General features: G+C 43.0%; 17 protein-coding genes. 9 read left to right on the forward strand and 8 right to left on the reverse strand.

Annotated features, from left to right (window positions below):
* Positions 1–347 precede the first annotated feature (347 nt).
* The 7 genes from GQF63_RS15375 to GQF63_RS15405 form a co-directional block, all read right to left on the reverse strand.
* Positions 348–1,001 (reverse strand): 3-keto-disaccharide hydrolase, encoded by a 654-nt coding sequence (locus GQF63_RS15375; protein WP_160370129.1) that lies wholly within the window; start codon positions 999–1,001, stop codon positions 348–350.
* Between the two features lie 25 nt (positions 1,002–1,026).
* Complete coding sequence (locus GQF63_RS15380; protein ID WP_212592604.1) at positions 1,027–2,298, reverse strand: Gfo/Idh/MocA family protein; 1,272 nt, start codon at positions 2,296–2,298, stop codon at positions 1,027–1,029.
* Positions 2,291–3,223: a DUF1735 domain-containing protein gene (locus GQF63_RS15385; RefSeq protein WP_160370130.1), complete on the reverse strand. Its 933-nt coding sequence runs from the start codon at positions 3,221–3,223 to the stop codon at positions 2,291–2,293. Before GQF63_RS15385 ends, GQF63_RS15380 begins: the two co-directional genes overlap by 8 nt.
* A gap of 17 nt (positions 3,224–3,240) precedes the next feature.
* On the reverse strand, positions 3,241–5,079 hold the full coding sequence (locus tag GQF63_RS15390; RefSeq protein ID WP_160370131.1) for a RagB/SusD family nutrient uptake outer membrane protein: 1,839 nt from the start codon (positions 5,077–5,079) through the stop codon (positions 3,241–3,243).
* A 10-nt stretch (positions 5,080–5,089) separates the two neighbouring features.
* Entirely contained in the window at positions 5,090–8,401 is a 3,312-nt protein-coding gene (locus tag GQF63_RS15395; RefSeq protein ID WP_212592605.1) for a TonB-dependent receptor, read from the reverse strand.
* A gap of 174 nt (positions 8,402–8,575) precedes the next feature.
* Complete coding sequence (locus GQF63_RS15400; protein WP_160370132.1) at positions 8,576–9,751, reverse strand: FecR family protein; 1,176 nt, start codon at positions 9,749–9,751, stop codon at positions 8,576–8,578.
* Positions 9,752–9,847: 96 nt separating this feature from the next.
* Positions 9,848–10,438: an RNA polymerase sigma factor gene (locus GQF63_RS15405; RefSeq protein WP_160370133.1), complete on the reverse strand. Its 591-nt coding sequence runs from the start codon at positions 10,436–10,438 to the stop codon at positions 9,848–9,850.
* 288 nt (positions 10,439–10,726) lie between these two features.
* Here GQF63_RS15405 and GQF63_RS15410 point away from each other — a divergent pair, with 288 nt between their 5' ends.
* The 6 genes from GQF63_RS15410 to GQF63_RS15435 all read left to right on the forward strand — a co-directional run bounded on the left by GQF63_RS15410 (position 10,727) and on the right by GQF63_RS15435 (position 19,595).
* A complete protein-coding gene (locus GQF63_RS15410) occupies positions 10,727–10,996 on the forward strand; it encodes a hypothetical protein (protein WP_160370134.1) in 270 nt (89 codons plus the stop codon).
* Between the two features lie 89 nt (positions 10,997–11,085).
* Positions 11,086–14,448, forward strand: coding sequence for a SusC/RagA family TonB-linked outer membrane protein (locus tag GQF63_RS15415; protein WP_160370135.1), 3,363 nt, complete (start codon positions 11,086–11,088; stop codon positions 14,446–14,448).
* Entirely contained in the window at positions 14,445–15,932 is a 1,488-nt protein-coding gene (locus tag GQF63_RS15420) for a RagB/SusD family nutrient uptake outer membrane protein (RefSeq protein ID WP_246163574.1), read from the forward strand. Before GQF63_RS15415 ends, GQF63_RS15420 begins: the two co-directional genes overlap by 4 nt.
* A gap of 66 nt (positions 15,933–15,998) precedes the next feature.
* On the forward strand, positions 15,999–16,868 hold the full coding sequence (locus GQF63_RS15425) for a zinc-binding metallopeptidase (protein WP_160370136.1): 870 nt from the start codon (positions 15,999–16,001) through the stop codon (positions 16,866–16,868).
* Positions 16,869–16,917: 49 nt separating this feature from the next.
* Positions 16,918–18,243, forward strand: coding sequence for a DUF4302 domain-containing protein (locus GQF63_RS15430; protein WP_160370137.1), 1,326 nt, complete (start codon positions 16,918–16,920; stop codon positions 18,241–18,243).
* An 11-nt stretch (positions 18,244–18,254) separates the two neighbouring features.
* On the forward strand, positions 18,255–19,595 hold the full coding sequence (locus GQF63_RS15435; protein WP_160370138.1) for a DUF4302 domain-containing protein: 1,341 nt from the start codon (positions 18,255–18,257) through the stop codon (positions 19,593–19,595).
* A 41-nt stretch (positions 19,596–19,636) separates the two neighbouring features.
* Here GQF63_RS15435 and GQF63_RS15440 read toward each other — a convergent pair whose 3' ends face one another.
* Positions 19,637–20,260: an RNA polymerase sigma-70 factor gene (locus GQF63_RS15440; protein ID WP_160370139.1), complete on the reverse strand. Its 624-nt coding sequence runs from the start codon at positions 20,258–20,260 to the stop codon at positions 19,637–19,639.
* Between the two features lie 225 nt (positions 20,261–20,485).
* Here GQF63_RS15440 and GQF63_RS15445 point away from each other — a divergent pair, with 225 nt between their 5' ends.
* The 3 genes from GQF63_RS15445 to GQF63_RS15455 all read left to right on the forward strand — a co-directional run bounded on the left by GQF63_RS15445 (position 20,486) and on the right by GQF63_RS15455 (position 25,673).
* The gene (locus tag GQF63_RS15445) at positions 20,486–22,138 is read left to right on the forward strand and encodes an FAD-binding dehydrogenase (RefSeq protein ID WP_160370140.1); all 1,653 of its coding nucleotides are present in this window, start codon (positions 20,486–20,488) and stop codon (positions 22,136–22,138) included.
* 104 nt (positions 22,139–22,242) lie between these two features.
* Positions 22,243–22,842: a TetR/AcrR family transcriptional regulator gene (locus GQF63_RS15450; RefSeq protein ID WP_160370141.1), complete on the forward strand. Its 600-nt coding sequence runs from the start codon at positions 22,243–22,245 to the stop codon at positions 22,840–22,842.
* Positions 22,843–22,919: 77 nt separating this feature from the next.
* Entirely contained in the window at positions 22,920–25,673 is a 2,754-nt protein-coding gene (locus GQF63_RS15455) for a TonB-dependent receptor (RefSeq protein ID WP_160370142.1), read from the forward strand.
* The last annotated feature ends 6 nt before the right edge of the window (positions 25,674–25,679 follow it).

Below are 25,679 nucleotides of genomic sequence, written 5' to 3' on the forward strand. Positions count from 1 at the left end.
ATCAGAAAAAAACAATGAAATCCAAAAACAAAAACAAAGACAACCCTATTTAGTATAAAAAATAAGGCGTAAACCTAATTTAGTAATCAGTTCGCTTTTTGTAAACCTATTTCAGTATAAGACACCTCCAGCTCAAACCCTTTTCTCACCCCTTTCACTTCCCTTTCACTTCCCTTTCTCACCCGTATCAATCCCCTTTGCAAAGGGCACAACAAGGGAAGAAATAGGCACGTATAAAAGGAAAGATAACAACCACACCAAACGCATGTATCACCTATCTACAAAAAAGAGGGAGCTCACTGAAGCTCCCTCTTTTTATTAATTCGCATGAGGTTTAGGCTAAGTACCTATTTCAATTCTTTGATGCGGATATTTTTAAATTTTACCACAGTGCCATGTCCTAAAAAAGCAATATGTCCAGATTTATTTAAAACCTCTTTCATATAGCTTCCGGCTTCTTTATCCTTAAGCGCCTCTTTTAAGTTGGTATTTAAGATCACTTTTCCATTTACTTTTACGGTAATATGATCTCCTTTGGCAATCACTTCCTGACTGTTCCACTGTCCAGGTTTTTTGAGAAATCCACGTTTTGCAGCGGCAATGCCATAGACCGAGCCATGGTATTGGTAAGGCTTTAAATCTTTGTATTGTGGATCCTCATTATCAAGAATCTGCAGCTCCATCCCTGCATAGCCTTTATCGTTTGGTACGATATCGTGGCGAATGCCTAGGCCATTATTGGCGCCGGGAGTAAGGTAAAAATCAAAGCGAAGGATAAAATCTGAAAACGCTTGTTTGCTGTATAAATTTCCACCCATTTCTTGAGTGGGCTTCATCACTATACAATCATCTTCCAACACATATTCTGTTGTATTCCCAGTCCAGGCATCCATATTACGGCCATCAAAAAGCATGGTAAACCCTTTTTCTATTTTGTGTTGACCATGGACAGCTAGGCTGCCGAAACTCAAGAATAAAATTAGGAGGGGCAGTCTTTTCATTAATTTTTTAAGGTATAGCATATATTTAGATAATTTGATTTTTCATTTGACTTTCAAAACTCATCAAAGCCGCAGCAGAGGCATTGACACCAAATTCTACAGGAGCAATATTCTTCGTTCCATTCCTTGCGGCATCAAAGAAATTCTGAAAGTGTAGGAAGTGGGCATCCGGATATCCAGCCTTTGCGGTAAACCGATACTCATTGTCGCTAATTTTTGTGATGCCACCAAAGCCAGGAATCGCCTGCAACTTCTGCTCTAATCCGGCTACAGCGGTTGCCGCTGTTGTTTTTACCTGAACAGCATCCCAATTTACGCGCATGGCACCTTTAAGCCCCACCATATTAAAATCTGTACTTCCCCAGCTATTCGAAATACCATCTAATACATTGGCACCTAATGACATTTTAAAATGATTGGCACCCTGAGGCATCGCATAGTCGAACAAGGAATAGATCAGATCCGGGGTGTCCCGACTCCCATCTTTATAATACAAGATATCACCATCGGAGTATACTTTGAGTGGTTTATTACAACCGGTGATATAATGAATACTGGCCAAGACATGGACGAATAAATCACCGGCTAATCCGGTTCCATAATCGCTCCAATTTCGCCAGGCAAAGAATCGTTGAGGCGTAAAAGGTTTCTTGGGTGCTTCACCCAAGAACTGATCCCACCATAAATTAGCCTCGGTTGCTTCTGCAGGGGCATGGAAACTGTTTAAGGCACCTGGAGAAGCCGAGAAACGAGCATCAACAAAGTTTAAATCGCCGATTACTCCTTCTTGCAATAGCGCTTTGGCCAACTGCATGCCTACAGCAGAAACCCCCTGGGTTCCCATCTGGAACACTTTTCCACTCTCCTGTTGCGCTTTGATAAGGGCTTTTGCTTCCGAGCGTTTATGGATAATTGGTTTCTCACAATAAACATGTTTCCCTTTTTTCAATGCTTCAACAGCAATCTTTTGATGCCAATGATCGGGCGTTGCGATAATGACTGCATCAATTTGGGGGTCGTTTAAAATATTCCGATAATCACGTTCTAGCTTCAGGTGGTTCCCCCATTGTTTTTTAGCATCTTCCAAACGGGGTTTATACACATCGCAAACGGCAACCAATGCTACGCCAGGCACCCGTAAGGCCGTATTACAATCGGCGGTTCCCATGCCTCCTTTGCCGATAAGGGCAAGGCGTAAGTTTTCTTGTTTTTGGGCTGCAAAACTCCTCATTGTCGGACTGAGGGACAAGGCCGTCCCTCCGACGGCTAAGTTATTGATAAAGGTTCTTCTATTCATGATAATTAAAAGGGATTAGGACAACACTATTGCTTGGGTGCACTTTTCCTTGCGAAACCTGCTCAATAGCTAAAGGCAGCAAATACTTTCCATACTTTGGTTTGTTCCCTGCATCCACGAGCTTAGTTTTTAACACTTGGTAAGTATAGTCTGCATAATTTACCCCTTTCAAAATCTTACCATTAGCTTGTAAATCCAAGGCCTCAGCCGGTAATTGAACATAGGTTGTACCGTTTTCTGTATTATACTGATTGATTAATTGTGCGCTATTTTTCGCAATTTGGATGGTATAATTCACATCGCCACTGGCTGGGAAGTTAATTTCAATCTTATTATCGAAATAAACTTTATCCTGAGATTTGGAAGTGATATTAATAATATCGGTCAAAAATCCAGCTTTAGTAAAGGAGATATAAGGTTCTACAATTCTGGGAATCATAAAAGATTGCATTTTTACCGAATCCTCTATCCCCGGGTTTAAATTGGTCACCTCACAGGGAATTACAAAAGTAGCATCCGGATTTTTGGCTTGCTCGGCATTGAATTTTTGCACATCAATAACAAAATCGAAGGAAGCTTTATAGCTATCTGTAGGAAGGTCTAAGGAGCTATTGGAAAGGCTGTAAACGCTTGCCGGCAATTCCTTATAAGCAGTTGAATTGGCCTGGTTATACTGCGTTAATAGTGCCGGAACGACCTCTAATTTCAGTTTTGAAGCACGTTGTCCAACGCCAGATTTTACTACGATAACTTCGGCAATTGCTTTCTCAAAATTAAATACCTGGGCTTCATTGATTCCTGGATTTAATAGGTATACATGGTCATCAACCATGTTGTTGAGCATGGTGTCTTCACATGAACTCATGAGGTTTATGGAGATCAACATACTCAACAAAAACAAGTATTGATTTATAACTTTTTTCATCGTCTTTAGGTTAAAGATTACCAGCCATAATTTTGGGTCAAATTGCTCATCTCACTCAACTGTTCCTGATGAATCGGGAAGAAATAATGCTTCGGCTGAAACAAGCGTCTACCCGGGAAGATGGATGTTGTTCTAGTCCAAGATCCTTCATAGGTTGTTGAGGCTAAGTTTCTGGTGAAATAAGGCTCATTCATTTCCTTTTCAGCAATCATCCAAGTGCGTACATCATGATAGCGGTGATTTTCAAAGGCCAATTCTACCATTCTTTCTTTGCGCATTAATTCGCGTAGCAGGTCTTTATTGCCTTTCACTTCCGGATAAGCAACTTCCAAGTTATTTAGACCGGAACGCTTGCGGATAAGATTGACATATTTTAAGGCTTCGGCTTCATCCCGATTTGGCTTCTCATTACACGCTTCGGCATAGTCTAGGTAAATTTCACCTAAGCGGAAAAATGGCCAAGAGAATTGCCCCCATTTACCTTCCTCAATATCATTTGTTGGGTCGCTCATGCGTCGCCATAAATAGCCGGTTTTCACACAGTCTCCGGTTTGCGTATAAGAAGAAGTACCGCCGGTGAAAAAGGTCACTAGTTTTTGGCCGTGAAAGGTATTGATCCAACGCATCCCGTTGGCAAGAATGGAAGCATAGAACCGCGCATCGCGCCCCACAATGGAATTATGTGCTTTGATAGGCGCGTAATTTTCGATCGGATGGATAAAGTTCTCTGTAAAACCGGTTTCTTGATAACCTGATTGGGCATCAATAATAGGTGTTCCATTGGATTGGTACCCTGTTACAGGGAATCTTCCGGAGCTGGCCATTGGATAGGTATCTACCAATTTTAAGGATGGGGAGAAACCACCATATCCTTCTTTTACCACACGCGGAGGAGCTGCCCGCACATTGTATGCAAAGCCTGAACTTATCCATCTTCCCCAGATAATTTCTGAGTTCCATTCTTCAAAGTAAATACCGGCATAGGATTTAATAGCCTTCTTGAAGGGATCGGATTCTGTTTTATCCTCGTAAAGGGCATATTGATTCAAATCGATGATATCTTTTGCGGCTTTGGCTGCAGCTTCCCATTTGTTCGGATCAGCAGTTTGCGGAAAGATATTTTCACCTTCTTTGTTCTTCATTCCCTTTAAAAACTGCGCGCCATTGAACAGCGGTCTGGCCATATAAAGCAATAATTCTGCTTTGGCAGCCATGGCGGCACCTTTGGTCAATCTTCCCAACCAGGCTTGATCGGTAATCCGTACTGGAAGAACGGCAATAGCCTTTTCATACTCCGAGAGAATAAAATCAACATTATGCGCCAAGGTATGACGATCTACATCTTCCCCTTTGGTCAAAATATCAGCATCTTGATCGCCCCAGATATACACGGGACCATATCGACGTAAAAGACAGAAGTAGAAATAAGCACGCAAGAAACGAGCTTCCGCTTTCATAATATCCTTGGTACCCTGATTGATTTCCACATTCTTATCGACATTATTCATAAAAATGGTGGCCTGATTAATACCTCGATAATTATGTCCCCAAATCTGATAATCTCCGGTTGTAGGCCCCCAAGAGCCTGAGTTAATATTGATCCAAGGTACCCAGGCTAACCAGGAAAATAAGGCCTCGTCACTCAAAGGCACCATGCCCCCTTCCCCACCTACCATATCATTTTCATTGGGTAAAAAACCATAAACCTGGGCTAAATAGGCTTCTGTGGTTTGTCTTTTGTTGAAAACTTCATCCATAGTCATCTGGTTTTGAAGTTCCACTTCCAAATACTTATCACAACCTGTAAAGAAGGATAATACCAATAGACTCACCGTTACATATAAAATCTTTTTCATGTTGCTTTCCTTATAAAATCACGTTCAAACCAAAATTAAACACACGCATTTGTGGATAGATGCCGCCATAGGATGTTCCAAGTTCAGGATCCCAAAGTTTAAACTTGCTGAATGTAAACACGTTTTGTCCTTGGATATACAAGCGGATAGACGACATTTTAATCGGGTCTGTCCATTTACTTGGCAGGTTATAACCAAACTCCAGGTTTTTTAAGCGTAAGAAACTCATATCGCGTTGCCAGTAGGTTGATGATTGGGTATTATTTCTGTTTTCAACCATAGACAGGCGCGGATACTCGGCATTAGGGTCTGGATTCCGAATGGACCAGCGCTTATCGGCTACATCAGAATAAATCTGACCGTAGACAAGAATATTTCCGCTTTGTCCGTATAGTGGTCCTCCACCAATGATGCGCGTAACATTATCTACCCCGTGAAAGAATACAGAAAGGTCGAACCCTTTATAGCCTACACTGGCACCAAAACCGTAATTTACTTCGGGAATATGGGTATCACCTATCGCGATATAATCATAGGAGTCGATGACACCATCACCGTTAATATCCTTGTATTTGATATCTCCAGGTTTTACCGTAGAAAACTTTTGGGCAGGACTGCTGGCAATTTCATCTTCTGATTGAAATAGGCCCATCGCGACTAAACCTCGCTGTTGGTAAAGGCGTTGGTCTACTTCCGTTTGATAAGCCCAGATTGGGGTTGGCCGGTCATCGTAAAGTTTCTTATTTCGGTTATAGGTAAAATTACCACGAACACGCATGGTCACATTTTCAGTATTATGGCTATATTCTAAGGAAGCATCCACCCCTTGGTTTTGCATCTTTCCTAAGTTCACATACTGCTTCACATTAATTCCCACCACCGAAGGCACGCTTTCTTGCAGAATATAAATGCCATCTCTACGCTCGAAGAAATAATCTGCAATGATGTTTAACTTACTCCACATGCCCAGTTCAAAACCTATATTCTTTTTAATGGCGCTTTCCCAGGATACGGTTGGGTTTCCAGGGTGACCTGTAGCAATACCGCCAACCCATTGCTGTCCTGTACTGCCAAAATGATAGCCTCCGGTCCAAGCCATTTCTGAGTTATAGGCAAACCTTCTGTTACCGCCAATTTGATCATTTCCAATTTCACCCATCGAGCCACGTAGCTTTAATAAATTCACGGATGGAAGTGCATTTTTGAAAAACTCCTCCTCGGAAAGCATATAACCGATAGCTAGGGAAGGGAAAAATCCAAAACGATGGCCTGGCGCAAAGTTTTCAGATCCGTTATAGCCAAAGTTTCCTTCAATAAAGTATTTATCGGCGTAATTATAGGTTACACGCGAAGCGATACCCATATTCCTGTACGGAAATGCAGCAATATAATCGCCGGGGAAGTTATTGGTTCTTTCCCGCATACTGAATAGGAATAAAGCCCCTACTCGATGTTTGTCGGCAAAGAGGTTATCATACATTAAGGATGATTCAAAATTGATGGCCCGCTCGCCACGATTGGAACGTGCTAGGGATAGGTAATCTGAACCGTCGGCATTTTTATGCAAGATGAGGTTTCCTTCGCTGTCACGTCCTGTTGCGTAATAGGTGGCCGGATTCTTACGTTTATCCAGCGTCGAACCATTAAAGGCATCCCAAGAGAATTTGGCATTTGCTTTCAGCCCTTGCAAAAGAAGGTTGCTAAAATCTTGCGTCAGATTCACTAAGGATTGTGCATTGTTCCAAAAATCTTGGGAAAATCCACGGCTATTTAACGCATAATAGGGGTTTTGACCTACCAAGGGTTGCGCATGGGTGCCATCAGAATAGACCGTTGGAATGGCAATAGGCGTAGTATGAAGCACCATTTCATACATTGTTCCCATATCTACACCCAATCTATTTTTCGTTTCATATTGATTGGATAAGCTTAATCCTAAATCGGTGGAAGGAGTAAGTTTGATATCCACATTGGAACGAAAATTCACCTTATCGTAATTAACCGAAGGGTCATAATTTGGTGACTTTTGAGGCTTAAAAATACCGTTTTCAGCAATATAGGATCCAGACACGAAATACGTGATTTTTTCACCACCCCCTGTTACGTTTATATTTAAACGATCCATCGTGGTTCTCTCTTTAAATATTTCATGCATCCAATCTACGTTCGGATAAAGATCCGGATCGACCTTATTCACATACAAATCCTTTAATTCCTGTGGATATGCATATCGATTTGATCCCTCAAAATTGATATCATTATAATAATCTATCCATTGGGAAGCATTGGCAAGTTTTGGTAGGCTTGTAGGGCTTAAAATCCCCTTTTCAAGTCGCGTATTAATAATGGGCTTATCGAGCTGACGACCTCTTTTGGTCGTAATCAATACAATACCATTTGCACCACGAACCCCATACACGGCTGTTGCTGTGGCATCTTTTAAAATGGAAAAAGATTCTACATCTTCAGGATCGACCAGATCTAAGGGACGTTCAATACCATCCACCAAGATTAAGGGGCTATTATTTGCGCCGAAACTACCCACGCCTCGAATCCAGAAGGAGGCACCAGAACCGGGCTCTCCAGAACCCTGTACGGAAACAACCCCGGCCATTTGACCCGCCAAGCTGGTTGATATTTTAGATACCGGCACTTTCAAATCGTCCGTTTTCACCGTTGTAATGGCACCAACAATACTTGCTTTGCGTTGCGTTCCATAGGCTACAACAACAGCTTCTTCCAGCGCACTAACATCAGCTTCCAGTTCAACATTGACGGTATTAGAGCCCTTTAAAACAAACTCCAAGGGTTTATAGCCCACCAAGGTGAACACAATAGTTCTTACCGTACTGTTTACCGTTAAACTATACCTTCCTTGAGCATCTGTGGCGGTACCGACCGAAGTTCCTTTCACTTGCACTGTTACCCCATCTAAAGGCAGACCTTCCTTGTTTTTGACGGTTCCTGAAATGGTTTGTTGTTGCTGGGAAGCCCGTTCTATCACACGTGTTTCAAGGACCGGCACGGCAGTTCGCGGTTTAATTAAAACCGTATTTCGATCAATTTCATATTGTAGGTTTTGATTGTCCAAAAGTAACTCCAAAACCTCTTTCAGGTCCTTATTGGCAACCCGTAAGCTTACTCGTTTCCCATGGTTTAATCTTTTACTGCTGTACAGAAAATCATAACCCGATTGCTTCTGAACTTCATCCAAAATATTCATCAATGTTTCGTTTTTAACATTGAGGGTAATCTTTTGTCCAAAACTAGAAGCATGCACATGAAGCAGGGTCACGATGAGGATCATAATTGTTAGTTTCATCCTAATTAATATTTTAATCAAGATTTTTTGTCTGCATAGACAAAGTTCTTCAATCGTTTTATACATTTGTAGTGTTTGGTGTAATTGGTAAATCGATAAATTGGTCAATAAATGCACTAAACATCATCGGGAGTGTTGGTCGCACTTCCGATACGTTTTTATAGGGTATATACCTTACATAATAAGGACCCTCCCATCCTGAATTTTAAATTTAAAAGATGATATTTTTTCCATTTGACGGAGTAATTCGTTCAGACTTTTGGTTCTACGGATCATGCCTGAGAATTTATCATCGGCCTTTCTTAAATAAGAAACCTGCTCAATGTCATACCATTCCCTAATTTTTGCGATGACCGTCTCTATACGATCTTCTTGAAACCTAAAATATCCTTCTTTCCAGGCCAATATGGTTTTGATATCGGCCTTTTCAATGGCTATTTCTTGATTTTGATCGGTTGAAGTGGATTTAAAGCCTGGGTTTAACACTTTCGATTGTCCGGCCACTTGGACTTCCACTTTGCCCTCTACCAGTGTGGTTACGACTTTATCGGCTTGGCGCTCGCTTGAGACATTAAACTTTGTTCCCAGCACCTTGATTCGGGTTTGATTCGTACGAACAATAAAGGGTCTATTTTTATCGGGTTCAACTTCTAAAAACACCTCTCCAGTGATGGCTATTTCTCGTTCATTTGCAGCAAACAGGGCTGGATACGTGACTGCAGCACCCGAATTCAACCATACATGGGTTCCATCCTCCAATTCTAATTGCAGGGATGAGCCCTTCGGCGATATAAAAGTTCTGGACTCACCCAACGCCGTAGTGGGGGTAGAGATTTTAAACAGTTTATTTCCTTTCGCATCGATAGCAACCGTAATCCCTTCTTCAAGCATACTATTCTCACTTTGCTGGGCAAGGTGAAACTCTTTCCCATCGGTACGCTGAATAACGGGTACCCCGTCTTCCATCAATTCAATATCATTAGTCAGGATTTTTCCAGACACTGCTGACTCTGCTGAATGCTTCATGCTGTGGTAGTAGCCCCCAGCAATCAACAAGAGCGATGCGGCAGCAAAGCCCAACCATTTATAAAGCGCTAATCGTTTGATCCTTTGGGAAGTTATTTCCTGATCTTCAATTTCATTCAATATGTGATGCAAAATTCCCCCCTTATTAAATTGGGGTGCCAGCTGTGATCGAAGTTCCGCGCGATCGAGGTGCTGATCGACCATACGGTTAAATTCAGCATCCTCGCATTCATCCAGCATGCGAAGAAACTCTTCAAGCTCCTTTCTAGAAAGTTGATTAGATAGATATTGATCAAAAAGATTTAGTAATCTTTGATTGTTCATAAAAAGGTTATTGTCAATTAGGTTATACAGGAAATTTCCCCTGATCTATTAACAATACACCACAAAAAAAGAAATGGACTAGTTGAATGGAAAAATTTATTTTTCCAGCAGGTACATCAGGAACAACAGCTGTAACATATCTTTACTGATTTCAGAATTCCGTAAGGATTTTAAGGCTTGAACAATATGGTTTTTGACGGTATTGGGGGATATCTTCAATTCCTCAGCAATTTCTTTATACGACATCCCATCCACTTTACTCATCATAATCGCTCGTTCCTGTTGTAGGGGTAAACCATCAAAACAGGTTTGTAATTTATTGGCCAATTCCTGGTTTAATAGCTGTTCATCGGCAGCAGGGCTAAATCCTTGAACATAATGTAACAAACGCTCAAAAGCTTCCTGAGATCGCTTGATACTACGTAACTTATTTAATGCTTCCCGCTTGACAAGGGTGTAAAGAAATGGCCATACAGGGCTATCAGCCAGTAATTGGGATTTATTATTCCAAAGCTTAATAAAAACCTCCTGTACTAAATCTTCACTCCAACCGGTATCTTTCAATAAGGTAAAAGCAATTTGATATACATCTGTAGCATAAACAGCATATAGCTTCGCAAGGGCCATAGTATCCCCCTGTTGAAGATCTATAATCGTTTGATTATCGATATGTTGTTGTTTACTCATAGATATTAGGTTCCCAATGGCTATTAATGAGGCGCCAGTTGATATACAATTTTAACAATTTTTTTAAATAAGTTATACCAGCTTAGCTTGAATTTGCAGTTTATTTTTAAATCTATCAAGAAAGATCGACTTAAATGTAACGATTCCCCCTTTTAACCAGCTTTCCCAAATTTACCTACCTACCAATAGTACTCCCCATCGAATTCACTGTATACCTATATAGTTAGCCTTATTTTAACCTTTAGTTTAAGAAAAATTAAAATAAGTAAATCACCAACCCAATTAATTATGAGCATTCACATTGACAGCAAACTACTCCAGCGATTCTTTGGGGGCTACTGTTCTCCACAGGAAAACCAGGTTGTCAATACGTACATCCAAGGCTCTGCAGGCAAAAGGCACCTCTTCCTCTTTTTAAAAATGAAATGGAATTTGCAGCAGGAAGAGGAATTGAACCTGGAGGAATTGGCGGATTACAAATCCTTATTCTGGCGATTGGTGGAAGAAGAAATGGCACCTGTACATAAAAGCAGATCTTGTTGTTTCGTGGATCATTGATCTCCTCCTAGCCTAAAGATTAAAAAAGATAAAATATTATCTAACAAACCAATGCCCTTTAAGGGCAAACACATATTAAACAAACAGTTATGAAACGCTATTTAATCAAAGCAAGTTTTTTGGCTTATTTTTTAATACCCTTGCTGCCATACCCTACCACAGCGAATGAGCGCGATAGCTTGAGTACTTTTGTACAACAACAGCGCATTAGCGGACGCGTGGTAAATGCGAGCGGCCGAGGGCTTGCGAATGTCTCCATTCAGGTCAAGGGTACAACCGTTGGGACAAGTACGGGAGCCGATGGAACATTTAGTCTCAACGCAGCCAGCAATGCCACCCTGGTCGTTCAACTTCTAGGCTATCATAAACAAGAGCTGCCCCTGCAAGGGAAAACAACGATAGAGGTTACCCTGACCGAAGTAACCCGAGTTATTGAAGACGTGGTGGTAACGGGATACCAGACCTTGAGTAAGCGCCAATTTACAGGAGCTTCAACCAAACTTAAAGCCGAGGATGTATTACGCGATGGGGTTCCGGATATCTCCCGCATGCTGGAGGGGCAGGTGGCCGGGGTTTCCGTTCAAAACGTATCCGGTACGTTTGGGGCGGCACCTAAAATCCGGGTCCGCGGCGTCAGTTCCATCAACGGCGATAATAAACCGCTATGGGTGGTCGATGGGATTATCCTCGAGGATATCATCAATATTTCCAACGAGCAGCTGTCTACCGGTGACCCCAATACCTTAATAGGATCTTCTGTTGCCGGCATCAATCCCAACGACATCGAGAGTATTGAAATTCTGAAAGATGCGGCAGCCACATCCCTCTACGGAGCTCGTGCCATGAACGGCGTGGTGGTAGTGACCACCAAAAAAGGACGTATTGGCGAACCTATGGTTTCGTATAATGGTAATTTCACCACCTACCTTAAACCTAGCTATCAGCAATTTGACATCCTTAATTCCTACGATCAAATGTCTATGTATGCGGAGCTGGAGCGGAAAGGCTGGTTGAATTATGGTACCACCGCCCGATCGATCAATGGGGGTATTTATAGTAAAATGGCCGACCTGATTCTCCAATATAACGAATCGGATGGCAGTTATGGCCTTCGAAACGATGCCCCCAGTAGGCGTAAATTCTTAGAACGCTATGCCTATTCCAATACCGATTGGTTCGACCTGCTGTTCAACAATTCCCTGATGCAGGAACATACCGTAAGTATGTCAACAGGTACGGAAAAATCACAATTATATGCCTCCACTAGTTATCTAAACGATAATGGTTGGAGCATCAGCGATCAGGTAGAGCGCTTTACCGGAAACCTACGGGCCACCTTTAATCCGAACCCGAAATTTAGCTATGGCTTGATTACCCAAGGATCCATTCGGAATCAGAATGCCCCGGGAACCCTAGGACGTACCAGCAACCCAGTCAGTGGGATGTTTAATCGCGACTTCGACATTAACCCCTTCAATTACGCCATGAATACCAGTAGGGCACTGACAGCCTATGATGAAGCGGGCGACCTGGAATACTTCCGTCGCAATTTTGCCCCCTTCAATATTCTGCATGAACTAAACCAGAATACTATAGACCTGAGTTTTATGGACTTTAAGGTGCAGGGTGATTTGCGCTATCAATTCTTAAAAAACTTGAAGTTCTCCTTTGAAGGTGCCTACCGCTATGCAAAAACCAACCAAGAACATAACGTTTATGAAAACTCAAATATGCCACAGGCTTATCGGGCCGATGGGGATGCAACGATCCGAAGTATCAATCGTTTTCTCTACAGAAACCCCGATAATCCGGAAGCCGAGCCTATTTCAGTATTGCCTTATGGCGGATTTTACTTCACCAACGACTCGTACTTGAAGAGCTATAACGTCCGTAATTCCCTGGACTTCAGCCAGAGGTTCAACGAAATACACGATTTGAGGGCCTACGGTTTTATGGAAATGCGCTATGCCGACCGACAGTTTAAAACTTTTAATGGCTATGGTTATCAATTTGATAAGGGCGGAACGCCTTATGTGGATCCGAACTTCTTAAAAATGATGGTAGAAGCCAATCAGGATTATTATTCCATGACCAAGCGCTACGATCGTTTTCTAGCCTACGGTTTAAATGCGGGTTATACCTTTAAGGATCGCTACAACTTTGCGGCAACCTTACGCTATGATGGTTCGAACTTAATGGGTAAATCGAATACAGCACGATGGTTACCCACCTGGAACATCAGTGGTTCCTGGAACATCGATGCCGAAGATTTCTTCAATAAGCAAGATGTCTTCCATTCGGCTAAGCTGCGCGCCAGTTACGGTCTGACTGCCAGCAGTGGGCCTGCCACTAACTCCAGCATCGTCTTACGCAATGCATCCGCAAACCGCCCCTATCTTTCGGAGCGTGAGTCGGTAATTTCGCTAGAAAACCTAGAAAACTCGCAACTGACCTGGGAGAAAATGTATAAAACCAATGTGGGTATAGACCTTAGTTTATTGCAACGTAGATTAAACTTAACCGTGGATTATTATGCACATGAAAGTTACGATCTAATTGGCAGGGTGCGCACTGGCGGTATCGGCGGTGAAGCCGTAAAACTTGCCAACTATGCCGATATGGAGGCCAAAGGGATTGAAGCGACCATCGGTATGCAGTTTATCAATCGGGACAAGTGGAAATGGAATACCAATCTAAACTTTGGCCATAATAAATCGAAGATTACCCACCTGCTCAATGAGCCTAACATCTGGTCCTTAATCAATACCGATGGTGGTCCGAAGGTAGGCTATGCGCAACGTGGTTTGTTCTCCTTGAATTACCAAAACTTAGATGCGGAGAAAGGAATCCCGCAATTTATTAACGAGAAAGGAGAAATCAGCAGTGCCGTATATCTTCAAGATTTAAATACAAACCATTTAATATATGAAGGCCCCATAGACCCGGTATTTACCGGAGGCTTTTTCAATAGCGTGAATTATGGCAATTTCCGCCTATCGGCGCTATTTACCTTCAGTAGTGGCAATGTGGTTCGCTTGCGTCCGGTATTTAACAGCTCTTATTCTGAGCTGGATGCCACTGGCGAAGAGTTTTTAAACCGTTGGCTACTCTATGGCGAGCAGGCGGCACCTTCAATCCTCGATAAACGTGAGTATGATAAACTACGCTTTGAGGCCTCCTACCCATACAATAATTACAATTACTCGACCCAAAGGACGGCTCACGGTGATTTTATAAGACTAAAACAAGTTATGCTTTCGTACAGCCTGCCGCAGCAATTCTTACAACGGTTTAAAGCCAAAAGTGCAACTATCAGCTTGGTAGGAAATAATATTTGGCTTCTCTATGCTGATAAGGACTTAAACGGTCAAGATCCTGAGTTCTTTGGCTCCGGGGGTGTGGCCATGCCATTACCTAAGCAGTATACACTATCATTAAAATTAGGGCTATGAGTATTAGAACACATATCATGAAAACAAAAACGAATTATCTACTCGCGCTCTTCCTGCTAAGTTTAGCATGTACGAGTTGCAATAAATTCCTGGATGTAACTCCTGATCAACGCGCTGACCTCGAAAAAAACGAAAACATTGGCGAGTTATTAGCTACAGCCTATCCGCAGGCCAATTACATTCCATTTACGGAAGCCATCTCGGATAATGCCGGCGATAAAGGTTCTGGAACGGTATCACAAGTAAATTCAGCCCCATTCCTCTTCCAGGATGTGGCAGACATCTATTCCGATTCGCCGACCTACTATTGGAACGCTGCATACAAGGCTATAGCCGCGGCAAACCATGCTTTGCAAGCGATTGAAAAACAAGGTAAAGGCGCTACATTAAATGCCTTTAAAGGGGAAGCTTTAGTGGCACGTGCCTATGCACACTTTATGCTGGTGAAGCTTTTCGCCTGGGGCGATGATCCAAAGGAAAACGCAGGAAAACCCGGAATCCCTTATGTAACCAGTGTAGAGGATGTGGTTGTTAAAAAATACGAACGTGGAACAGTTGGCCAAGTATATGAAGCCATTGAAAAGGACCTCCTGGCCGGCTTACCTTTACTCGACGACCGGATTTATAAATCGCCAAAATACCATTTCACCACCAATGCTGCGCATGCCTTTGCCAGTCGGTTTTACCTCTTCAAAAAGAATTATGCTAAAGTAATTGAGCATTCGAATCTGGTGTTAGGATCGGGAGATCCAAAATCATTATTACGTCAGGTTAATAGTGCTACCTATCGTAGTTTACAATATTATGAATTAGAGGCCCAGTATACGCGTGCCGAAAACGCCGCCAATATCCTTCTGGTGGAAGCACCCTCGATTTGGGGGCGAAGTTATCCGCGCTATCGCTATAGTTTTGATTATCCGACATTTCAAAGCCTATTTGGCTCCAACGTGAGTGGAGGATCTTGGGGATATAATATCTATGGAAACGATGTTACACTAAATATACCTAAGTTCAGAGAGCACTTTGTGCGGCAAGATTTACATGCCGAAACGGGGATTCCCTATAATATGATCCCTTTATTTACGATGGAGGAAGTTCTCTTTAACAGAGCAGAGGCAAACAGTATGCTTGGAAATTTTGACGCTGCCCTTGTCGACCTTAATCATTATGTCGCTACACGCATGGTTGTTAGTCAGCAGAATCCGGTGTTCTCCGCAGCACTCCTGCTCAGCCGCAATAAGCTCTTAAACTTTTATGAAACTTCCGACTTGCAGTATGCCCTTGTGCAATGCGTATTAGATCTGAAGCGATTCAATTTTATGCACGAAGGCATGCGTTGGTTTGATATCATTCGCCACAAATTGAAAGTGGTGCACCGAACCACGGATGGCAAGGTTCTCACCTTAGGACCTAATGATCCGATGCGGATTTTCCAAATCCCTCAAGAAGCCCAAAGCTCCGGTATTGAATTGAACCCGAGGTAAGCTGTTAAACTAATTTAGAAACAATTGCTTCGTCTTCTCGACTGAAGCAGGAAGAACTTAACTAAGATGAAAAAGATAATCAAATATTGCTGTTTTGGGATAGCCTTGTTTAGCCTTTTAAGCTGTAACAATGATGATCCTCTTCCAGAAACCCCAATTGTTGGGTTAGGTGGCGATGTGTGGACAACCGGTCCCATTGACCAGTGGATAGATAAGGAATTATTGACCCCCTATAACATTGAAATTAAATACAAATGGGATCCCTACGAATTAAACTACTTACGCAATCTGGTGCCCATTAAGGAAGATCAGGTTATTAAAGTCATAAACGCTGTAAAACAGATATGGTTGCTGCCTTATGAAAAAGTTGCCGGCCAAACCTTCATTAAAACCTTTGCGCCCCGCCAGTTTGTGTTGGCAGGAAGTGCGGAATACAATACCAATGGTACCATTGTGCTCGGACAGGCGGAAGGCGGACGAAAGATTGTACTGCTACGCTTGAATGATTTCAATCCAGCGAATAAAGAAGCACTCCAGGAGCTGTTGCACACCATTCACCATGAGTTTGCACATATCCTACACCAAAATGTGCTATACCCCTTGGAATGGAAATTCCTAAACCCCCAATGGTATACTGCAACATGGTTTAATAATACTGATGACGATGCCCATCGGCAGGGTTTAATTTCCGCCTATGCGAAATCCAATGCCGATGAGGACTTCGTGGAAACGGTTTCCTTTTTATTGGTGTTTGGCCAAGAATATTACGATAATGTGATTGCGAAAGACGATGTGCCGGAAGCTTCCAAAAACATCTTTCGCAGAAAACAACAAATGATTATCGAGTATTTTGCCAGCAAGTATAAAATCGACTTCAATGCATTGCAGGCGGCAACCCAAGAGGCTATTAACAACTATAAAAGCCCGACCAATTAGCCTAATATTAACTTATAGCCAGTAATGGCATTATGAAATGAAGATCATCATGAAAAATAAAATAGCAATACCTGGCATCCTACTTAGTGGACTTCTGCTACTTGGCATCAGCAGCTGTTCCAAGGATGATTTTAAAGGGGAAAGACCCGACCAGAAATTGACAGCAGCTCTCGAAAGCTATAGTATCCTATTAACGGAAGCCCCGCACGGCTGGAAAGCACATTTATTTACCGGCTCCGTCGGAGGCTACGGATTTTGGTTTGAGTTTAACAAAGAAAACAAGGTCAGCATGTTTGCAGACTTTCGGACAGAATCCGGAAATCAAGCAGCCCAGAGTTCTTATCGATTAAAGGCTACGCTTCTGCCGGCACTTTATTTCGACACCTATTCCTATCTCCATGAACTGGCCGATCCGGATAATAGGGTTAATGGAGGAACAGCCGGTTGGGGGCTATTATCCGATTTCGAGTTTTCCTTCCGTGAGGTTAAAGGGGATACCATCCTTTTGACAGGAAATCTCAACAACAGCAAGCTCCAATTAGTCAAAGCAAGTGCCGCAGAAAAAGCAGCATATCAACGTGGAAACCTCAATGCCTTACGGGCAGACGCCACTCGTTTTTTCCAAACCAGCTCCTTTTTGTTTTTAAAAGATAATGCCAACACGGTCTACAGTGTGAATATGAATATCAGTCAGAAAACAGTGGCCTTTAACTATTCCGTAGGTCAAACGATGGAAACAGCCTTACTGGGTTTTGCTTTCTCTGGCGAGAACGACCTTATCCTTTCTGAACCTTTTATAAAGGGCGGTATCCATATCGATCGATTTATTCGCACAGAAGTCGCTGGAGCACCCGTCATAAAAGCAGCATTGGCGAAAGAAACCATGGAAATTCAGAAAACTGAAAACCCCTTATTTCCATTCTTTTTGATGTGGGGCAGCAGCTATCAGCTTATCCGTGTTCCTATAGAAACTACTTCGCAAGGGAATAAATCTGACTTTGATTTACGCAGAACGGCCGCACTTACAGCCATGAGAGCTTTATTAAGGGCCGGCACAACTTTCCCGGAGATGCGCATTGCGATTAATAAATCGGAAAAGCTGGTGGTAGTGAACCAGATTATTAGACAAACTCCCTATAGTTTCAATGCTAATTTCGCCTTTTCTTATACCGAGCAGGATAATGCCATTAAACTTAAATATGAAGGGCCCATGGATGGGAATTCAACGGTAATTGAACCGGGTTTTAAGCCTATAATCGATGGCTTGACCGATGGGGCGATGGAGTTTGATTTCGATTTAACTACTCCGCAATTGCGGGCATTTGGACAAAGTAAAAGCCTTACTAATTTCCGCTTTGTCGGCTTGATTAATTAAAAACTAAAGAAATGAAAACAATTAGATATATTTTTGGGATCGGGCTTCTCTTTCTTTTCCTTGGCTACGGATGTAAAAGAGATAAAATGGAAAGCTATGCCGTGGAAAAGGTACATCCTCACCCCGATTCGCTGTTAGCCCAGTTTACCAACATCGTTAAAAAAGGATCCTCCGGCTGGCATGCGACCCTAATTCCGAAATCCGGCGGCATCTACAGCCTATTTTTTAAGTTAGACCCCAGCGGAAAGCTACTCAATATGATCGATTTGGATGATAATTCAGCAAAAAAAGCGAAAGAAGGAAGTTATACCCTGACAGCGACGGCCAATCAAGCGGTGCTGAGTTTTTCTGAAGGCACCTATTTGGATGTTATCACCCATAAGGAAGGCTTTCGAACCATGTCTGCCGATACTAGTTACAGCTTCCGGTATGCTAGCGCCGACACCATCGTATTATTAGGAAATCGCAATGGCGATGAACTGAAATTAGTCAATATTCCGGCGGCTCAAATTCAAAGCTATGAGAGTGGCCTTTTAAGTCATTCCCTGACTTCTTTATCTGAATATATGGAGCAGAAGAATTTTCATTCTTTCCATCTTTCGGGGGTAGGCGATATCGAGTTATCGATCGATTCCGCCAACCGGACAGCATTCTTCTTCTATGGCGTCAATGGCCTGCCTAAAATGGAGACCAACCAATTCTATTATGGAATTAACCAGGTGCTATTAAAATATCCGACTCGTATCGGCAGCCATCTGATAAAGGGGTTTTCGTATAATCCAACGCAGAAAACTTACGCCGTGCTAAGTAACGGAGCTAATCTGGATCTTCGAGGAACCAACAGTCCTACCGTACCTCTCCACCTTTTACTCGGCAACGGATTAGCCCCTTATGTTTCCTTACCTTCACCCAAACTCATCCAAGCCTTACCAAATTGGTCAACAGATTTCGGAGCTATCTTTGAGGAGTCCAGTCAGAAATTATCGACCATAGGCGCCGGCTTTTTGATGCTTAGCTTTGCTTTCAATATAGAAACCCAACAGATGTCGCTAAATGTCCTTTTTTCTTTGAGCGGCAATGTTTATCAAGGATCCTATCCCCACAGTTATACAAAAACAAAGGACGGTGTATATAAATTTACGGCATTGCCGTTAAACCCACTGATTGTCGTTCAAGGCAATGCAAATATAATCAAAGCCCACATGGAACCCGTATTGGCCTTAGTAAAAACGGATCAATTCAGCTTGACAACTTTTGAGGTGGGGACTGCCTTTTTAGCACAAATGACAAGTATTGAAAGACCCAATATCTACTTTACAGGCTATCCATTATCCCCGGACGATATATTATAGACCGATAGATACAATAAGCGCAGGATTTGGGATAATTTCCGCTAGGCGACATATCCACCACAGATAAAAATCAGGGTAAGGATAGGATCGAATTCACGTGGATTTTCCAAAATCCTGCGTCTTAAAAAATCAATGGAAGCACTCATCTGATTACGGACGGTATGGATGGAGATCCCTAAGCGCTCGGCAATCTCGGCATAGGTGAGGTACTCCTCCCTACTCATGAGAAATATTTTGCGACGCTGGGTGGGCAAGGCAGCTAAGGCCTGCTCATAGGCTTGCTCCAACTCTTGCAGGTATAAATTACTATCGGCAGATTGGCTGGATAAGATATCGAGATCCTCTTGCGAGGAGATGGGGAAGGTCAGAATAGTAGCCTTCCGCATATGATTGATGACGGCGTTGCGAATCGACCTAAATAGATAGGGTAATAAAGTTTCCCCTTCATTTAGGGAGAGGTTTTCTCGCTTTTGCCATAGCCTCAGCATAACGTCCATGGCCAGCTCTTTGGCCACCTCCACATCACCCAATAAATTATGGGCAAAGCTAAATAATCGCTTAAAATAACGATCAAACAGTTCATTAAAAACCTGCTCTTCTTGTTGTCTTAAATGACCAATTAACACATAATCCCCCATTTTCGACAATGCAATTTGCGGCTTCATAGTTAAAGAATTAGCTAAAAACAATTAAATTACTCGTATTACCACAAGGTAATGAATTTATACTTTAATTTAAAATATTTAACCAAAACAAACTTTTTAATACAAATTAAAAAAGAAGCCTGCTTCTAACGCCGTGCTTTAAAAACCGTATACAGCAGTCTAAAAAAAATCCTCCCTTCCTTCACCCTATCCAATTTTTTCCTATCTTTCTTAAAAAAATCAATTATGAACCAAGCCCCTACCCTCATCATAGGTACTGGACTATCTGGTTTAGTTGCTGCCTATGAAATCACTAAAGCCGGAAAGAAAGTAATCCTGCTGGAACAAGAGAATAGGAACAATCTAGGTGGACAAGCCTTTTGGTCTTTTGGTGGTTTATTCTTTATCAATTCGCCACAGCAACGGCGCTTGGCGGTGAAAGATTCCTTCGCCTTGGCCTGCCAAGATTGGATGGGCAGCGCAGCCTTTGATCGCGAGGAAGACTATTGGCCAAAGCAATGGGCGGAGGCCTACCTGCAATTTGCCCATACCCAAAAGTACGAGTATGTAAAATCCCTAGGCATGCGGTTCTTCCCCATTGTAGGATGGGCCGAACGTGGCGGCGGCAAGGCGCAAGGCCATGGCAATTCAGTCCCCCGCTTTCACATCACCTGGGGCACCGGCCCTGGCGTTGTCAAACCCTTTGTAGACCATGCCTTGGCGATGGAAAAACAAGGCCTGCTCGAGTTTAAATTCAGGCATCAGGTCAGTAAGCTGCAGCTGGAGGCCAATGGCAGCATCCTGCTATCTGGAAATCGCTTAGCCGAAGATGATGCCGCACGTGGCAAAGCGAGTAACCGAGAAATCGTAGACAGCTTTACGCTCAAGGCAGCACGTGTCATCATTGCCAGCGGCGGCATTGGTGCCAACATAGCCATGGTCAAGAAGCAATGGCCGGCACGCTTAGGAACCCCACCAGAGCATATGGTATGCGGTGTACCCGCCTATGTAGATGGCAAGATGCTGCAGGCGGCAGAAGATGCACAAGTACGCTTGATCAATAAAGACCGCATGTGGCATTATACCGAAGGGCTAACCAACTGGGATCCTATTTGGCCAAACCATGGCATCCGGATATTGCCAGGGCCCTCTTCCATTTGGCTCGATGCCTTTGGCAACCGGCTTCCTGCGCCCCTCTTCCCGGGATTTGATACCCTAGCCACCCTTCAACATATCCAAAACAGTGGAAAATCATACTCCTGGTTTATTTTAAACCAAAGCATCATCAAAAAAGAATTCGCCTTATCTGGTTCCGAACAAAACCCCGACCTTACCAACAAAGACTATAGCCTGATTCTGAAGCGGCTCTTCGGAAAAAAGGCAACTGCGCCGGTTGAGGCCTTCAAAGCGCATGGTGAAGACTTTATCGTGGCATCAAACCTGGAAGAGTTGGTACAAGGAATGAATGCCTTAAGTGGCGAAGGGTTACTTCAATTCGAAAACGTCAAAGCCATCATCGAAGCCCGCGATCGGGAAATGGACAATAAATTCACGAAGGATTTTCAGGTCAGTTACTTGCAGAACACCCGCCGCTACTTGGGCGATAAAATCGCAAGAACCGCCAAACCCCATAAGATATTAGATCCCAAGCATGGCCCCCTCATAGCAGTTCGTCTTCAAATTCTTACCCGAAAAACATTAGGAGGCATAGAAACCAACTTAAATGGCCAGGCGTTTTTACAATCCGGAGAATTGATCCCTAATTTATTTGCCGTTGGCGAGGCTGCCGGATTCGGAGGTGGTGGCATGCACGGCTACAATGCCCTAGAAGGCACCTTTTTAGGAGGCTGTATTTTCACCGGCAAAACCGTAGGCCAATATATTGCCAATACGGATTAAAACCCCGTATTTTAAGACTAGAAGAATCATACAACATTTATTTTTCAAATATTTTAACAAAATGTTTGAAAATTGAAAAACTATTATCTAACTTTAATCAAGCGATGAATAAAAGAGAACAGGTAAAGAGTCGGATCGAGCAGGCCGCGATGGAATGTTTCGAACGCTATGGTCTGGATAAGACCACTTTAGATGATATAGCCAAGGCCGTAGGCCTGAATAAAACATCGTTATATTATTATTATAAAAAGAAGGAAGACATCTTTATTGAGGTCGCATTACGGGAAGGTGAAAAATACATTAAAACCCTCCAAGATGCCACGGCTCAACAAAGTGAAATCGAAGACTGTGTCGCATTTTATCTGGAATCCAGATTTAATTATTATACCCAGGTTTTGAATATGAACCGCGTATCTGTTGACACGTTACATAAACTGCTTCCGCGCTTTTTTGAATTGTATGATGCCTTGATGCATCGGGAAAAAGAATTCTTAACCGCCTTATTAGAAAAAGCCGTTAAGGATAAAAAAATAAGAATGAAAGACCCCAAGGAGGTCGCTTCCGTTCTCATCAATTTCACCGATGCCCTAAAGCATAATGTAGAGCAACAAGCTATTCTCAAAAGAGAAACCAATATAGACTATACTCAGAGCCTTAAAGACATTAAGACCCTCGTGACATTAATTTTTGAAGGAATAAAGTAGATTTTGCAGATCCCCAAGGCAGTTGAGTAATATGGCTTGTTTGTAATTGTACCTAATTATAAACTAACCTAATAACCATGAGAAACATTGCCTATTTGATGTTGGTGATTTGCATGCTTACGCCTTTTGCCGGATTCTCCCAACAGATCCTGCACGGGAACATTAAGAACCAATTAACCCAAGAGCCAGCCACGGCTATTTCCATTCGTGTTAAGGATGATCGTGCCGGTACGTTTACCGACGACAAAGGAAATTTCCAATTACGATTTAGCAAAGCCTTTCCCGTTACCCTATTGATTTCGGCTATCGGTTATGAAAAACAAGAAATTGTCGTTCAAAACAGCCAGCAAGCCCTACAAATCCAATTAAACCCAGCCTCCACTATGGCAGAGGAAGTGGTGATATCGGCCAGTAGATCGGTACAGACCAAGCTTTCCTCGCCCGTTACGATCGAACAGATCAGTGCCAAGGAAGTTCAAAACTCACCGCAGATCAATTACATGGATATGGTGCAAGGGCTCCGTGGGGTCGATGTGACGGTTTCCAGCTTAGGCTTTACCTCGGTTACCACCCGCGGCTTCAACACCAGCGGAAACACCAACTTCACCCAGATTGTAGATGGGATGGACAATCAAGCTCCGGGTTTAAACTTTCCCTTGGGCTCCGTGATTGGCCTATCGCAACTCGATGTAGACAATATTGAATTACTCTCGGGTGCTTCTTCTGCCCTCTATGGCTCTCGGGGATTAAATGGAACCATGGTGATGACAGGCAAAGACCCGTTTAAATACAAAGGCCTTAGCGTTTTGGTAACCCAAGGCGTAAACCATATCAACAACAAGAAAAATAACGACCCTGTATCATCCTCTCCGGTTTACGATTGGGCCATTCGTTACGCCAATGCCATCAATGATAAATTTGCCTACAAAATCAACGCGCAATACACGCAGGCAAAAGATTGGGTAGCCAATGATACACAGAATAAAAATGGACCGGGCGGCCCTGATGTCGACCCGAATTACAACGGTATCAATATGTATGGTGGCGCGACGAGCACGGATATCAACCCCTTCCTCTATGCCGCCATGATGGGAAACCAAGATTTAGCGCCACTTATCGAGCCCCTATTGGCCAAGCCAAATTACGTGGCCAGAACCGGCTATCCGGAATACGGCTACCTCGACAATAACGCCAATATCTTCAAGGTAAATGCGGAACTACGCTATCGTTTCACCTCCAACTTAGAGGCCATTGCGTCGGGCACCTTCGGAACCGGAAACATCGTATATACCAACGATACCCGCTATCAAATCAACGATTTTAAAGTAGGCCAATACCGCTTGGAACTGAAAAGCGACGATTGGTTCGTTAGAACCTATACCACCCGCGAAAATTCCGGAAACACCCTCATTGCAGGCCCTACCGCGCAATTAATCAACGAAGCTTGGAAGGTAAGTTACGATGGACAAGTAGGCGGTTGGTATCCGGAATACACCGAAGCCTTTATAGGCGCCTTAGCAACGGGTTCCAACCAACAACAAGCGCATTTACTAGCCCGCCAATTTGCCGATCAGGGTCGCTTGGTAGAGGGTTCTGCGGAATTTAACGAACTGAAAAAACAAATCTCCCAAACCCCAATATCCGAGGGTGGAACACTCTTCTTAGATCGCTCCAAATTGTACAACACCGAATTTCAATATAATTTTAGAAACCTGATTCCCTTCCTGGATGTCATCGCCGGATTAAACTGGCGCTTGTATAACCTGGATTCTAAAAACACCCTATTCCCGGATAAAGAAAAGCCAATTCGGGTGAATGAATACAGTGGATACCTCTCTTTGGGTAAACGCCTGTTGGAAGATCGTTTAACGTTAAACACCTCCTTCCGTTTAGATAAAAACACCTTATTTGGCGATCCAAAGTTAACGTCCAGGGCATCGGCCGTATTACAAACAGCCGTACAAAACTACCTACGCTTCTCGTATCAGAACGCCTATAGTTTTCCTTCCAACATCCAGGCTTTGCAAAACACCATGAATGGCTATAACAGCTTTTCTTCAGGCGGCTCCAACCTATTGCTGAACGATCATTATCATTTCAACGAGTTCCCACCATACACGCTAGCCAGTGTACAAGAGTTTCAGAACACAAACGACCCTTCGGTCTTGAAGAAATTTGTTTACGATGATATCAAGCCACAAACGGTTAACTCCTTTGAATTAGGTTATGCCGCACTTATTGCGAAACGCGTGATGGTTGATGTGTTGGGTTATTATTCTACCTGGGAAAACTTCATAGGCTATGCCAACGTAGCAAATAGCCCGGGAACCGACGACGTCAATGCCTTTAAAGATCAAAGCAAATACATGGTTTACAATATTGCCTTCAATGGTGGCGAAACAGTGAATACCTACGGCTATGCAGCCAGTGTACGGGTAGATTTGGGCAAGAATTTTACGGGCAAGGTGAATTATTATTCCGACTTCCTGAAGAACAAAAACAACAGCCAGATCAATAATTTCAACACACCGAATTACCACGTCAACATGGAATTTGGAAATAGCGGATTTGGTAAAAAACAAGTATGGTCCTTCAACACCACCTTACGCTATAAACCAGGCTATCATTATGCCGTGGCCGGTGGCTTAGGCGAAGGGGAAGTGCCAGCGTCTACGGTTATTGATGCCCAGATCAGCTATAAAATTTTAAAAGCGCGCTCCGGCATCCGGATTGGCGGCACCAATATCACCAATAAATACTACTCTACCGGTATTGCCAACCCACGTATCGGTGCCATGTATTACATTAGTTATGCCTATAATATTTTTTAAGATGAA

Source organism: Sphingobacterium humi (assembly GCF_009768885.1).
Taxonomy (GTDB): Bacteria; Bacteroidota; Bacteroidia; order Sphingobacteriales; family Sphingobacteriaceae; genus Sphingobacterium; species Sphingobacterium humi.

Bases quoted from the DNA above. Each gene is read 5' to 3' on its own strand.
- GQF63_RS15430 (WP_160370137.1), top strand. From the start codon at position 16,918: ATGAAAAATAAAATAGCAATACCTGGCATCCTACTTAGTGGACTTCTG.
- GQF63_RS15445 (WP_160370140.1), top strand. From the start codon at position 20,486: ATGAACCAAGCCCCTACCCTCATCATAGGTACTGGACTATCTGGTTTA.
- GQF63_RS15380 (WP_212592604.1), bottom strand. From the start codon at position 2,298: ATGAATAGAAGAACCTTTATCAATAACTTAGCCGTCGGAGGGACGGCC.
- GQF63_RS15375 (WP_160370129.1), bottom strand. From the start codon at position 1,001: ATGAAAAGACTGCCCCTCCTAATTTTATTCTTGAGTTTCGGCAGCCTA.
- GQF63_RS15435 (WP_160370138.1), top strand. From the start codon at position 18,255: ATGAAAACAATTAGATATATTTTTGGGATCGGGCTTCTCTTTCTTTTC.
- GQF63_RS15385 (WP_160370130.1), bottom strand. From the start codon at position 3,223: ATGAAAAAAGTTATAAATCAATACTTGTTTTTGTTGAGTATGTTGATC.
- GQF63_RS15415 (WP_160370135.1), top strand. From the start codon at position 11,086: ATGAAACGCTATTTAATCAAAGCAAGTTTTTTGGCTTATTTTTTAATA.
- GQF63_RS15405 (WP_160370133.1), bottom strand. From the start codon at position 10,438: ATGAGTAAACAACAACATATCGATAATCAAACGATTATAGATCTTCAA.
- GQF63_RS15450 (WP_160370141.1), top strand. From the start codon at position 22,243: ATGAATAAAAGAGAACAGGTAAAGAGTCGGATCGAGCAGGCCGCGATG.
- GQF63_RS15410 (WP_160370134.1), top strand. From the start codon at position 10,727: ATGAGCATTCACATTGACAGCAAACTACTCCAGCGATTCTTTGGGGGC.
- GQF63_RS15425 (WP_160370136.1), top strand. From the start codon at position 15,999: ATGAAAAAGATAATCAAATATTGCTGTTTTGGGATAGCCTTGTTTAGC.
- GQF63_RS15390 (WP_160370131.1), bottom strand. From the start codon at position 5,079: ATGAAAAAGATTTTATATGTAACGGTGAGTCTATTGGTATTATCCTTC.
- GQF63_RS15455 (WP_160370142.1), top strand. From the start codon at position 22,920: ATGAGAAACATTGCCTATTTGATGTTGGTGATTTGCATGCTTACGCCT.
- GQF63_RS15420 (WP_246163574.1), top strand. From the start codon at position 14,445: ATGAGTATTAGAACACATATCATGAAAACAAAAACGAATTATCTACTC.
- GQF63_RS15440 (WP_160370139.1), bottom strand. From the start codon at position 20,260: ATGAAGCCGCAAATTGCATTGTCGAAAATGGGGGATTATGTGTTAATT.
- GQF63_RS15400 (WP_160370132.1), bottom strand. From the start codon at position 9,751: ATGAACAATCAAAGATTACTAAATCTTTTTGATCAATATCTATCTAAT.
- GQF63_RS15395 (WP_212592605.1), bottom strand. From the start codon at position 8,401: ATGAAACTAACAATTATGATCCTCATCGTGACCCTGCTTCATGTGCAT.